The sequence below is a fragment of the Micromonospora sp. BS32 genome, assembly GCF_059089345.1.
In genome coordinates this window covers 1-1,414 of record NZ_JBSSHR010000053.1, presented here as the reverse complement: position 1 = coordinate 1,414, position 1,414 = coordinate 1, and the positions used below count along the sequence as shown (strand labels likewise).

Sequence of the window (1,414 nt, the reverse complement as noted above, 5' to 3'; positions counted from 1 at the left end):
TATGGGTCTTCTGCTGGGTTTGTGGGTCGGTGGTGGTCATCTGTTGGGTAGTTGGGGTCGGTGGCCGCCGAGGCTGAGCATGGCCAGGGCGATGAGGGCGTGGGGTGAGTGGAATCCGTAGGCCATGCGGGTGAGTAGTCGGATCTTGGCGTTGACGGACTCGATGCGGCCGTTGGACAGGCCGTGTTCGATGGACGCGAGGATGGCGTCGCGGTGACGCACGACGCGTCGTTGCAGGTCGACGAAGACGTCGATGCGGCTGCGGCGGGCCCATCCGATCCACCGGTCGAGTGCTTCGATCGCGGCGGTGGGACTGGTCTTGGCCAGGGTGAACACCAGTCGTAGGCCCTCCTTGAGAGCCCAGGCCCGGTGCAGGCGGGGGTGAGTCTTGGCGATCCAGGCGAGCTTGCTCTGCTGGGCCTTGGTCAGGTTGGCCGGGTTCTTCCACAACGCCCAGCGGGTGTTCTTCAACCTGCGGGCCTCACCGACGGCGACGCCGCGACGGCCGGCCCCACGGCCGGTGGCCTCGTTCCACACCTGCCGGCGAACCCGGTCGACGGCGTCGGTGGCCCAGGCCACGACGTGGAACGGGTCGGCGCAGCGGACCGCGCGTGGGCACCGGCGACGCACGACCGTGGTGATCCAGTCGGCGCCGTCGGCGGACACGTGCGTGATCTTCGCGGCGCGGTCGGGGCCGAGCGCATCGAAGAACGCATGCAACGTGGCTGCGCTCTTTCCCGGTGCGGCCCACACAAGTCGGCCGGTGTCGTGATCCACGACCACCGTCAGATACCGGTGGCCCTTCTTGTAGCTGACCTCGTCGATACCGATACGACGCAACCCGTCGAACCGATCCACCGCACCACCGGTATCGGCCCACACCCGCGCCACGATCGATCCCACGGTGCGCCAACTGATCCGCATCAACTGCGACACCGCCGACTTCGCGGTGTGCACCGCCAGCCACGCCACCGTCGCGTCGAACGCCCGCGTATGCCCCGCCCCATGACGCGCCCACGGCACCGCCGCGACCACCACCCCATGCACCGGACACGACACCCGCGGCGCGTCCGCCTCCACCACCGCCCGGACCGTCCCCAGATCCACCGCCCGCCACCGACGACGAACACCAGCGTCATAGCGGGCACACCGCCGTCCACAATGCGGACACCGCCGCGACGCGCCCTTACGCACCCGCACCCGAGCCACCAACACCGACTCGCCCGGATCGAACTCCACACCCTCGACCACCGCCTGCTCGACCCCGAGCAGCCCAGCCCATACCCTGGCAGAACGCACGCCGTTCTCCCGCCCATCCAGTTCTGACCTTCGACAAGCCAGAACCTAGGCAGGACAACGGCGTGCCCCATAAGCGACGCACCGAACCACCCACACATGCGTCACAAGACCCATA

The 1,414-nt window shown here is 68.5% G+C and carries 1 protein-coding gene; it reads right to left on the bottom strand.

The features are described 5' to 3' along the window. Positions 1-36 precede the first annotated feature (36 nt). Positions 37-1,299: an ISL3 family transposase gene (locus AC5RWQ_RS30175; RefSeq protein WP_494285994.1), complete on the bottom strand. Its 1,263-nt coding sequence runs from the start codon at positions 1,297-1,299 to the stop codon at positions 37-39. Between the last annotated feature and the right edge of the window lie 115 nt (positions 1,300-1,414).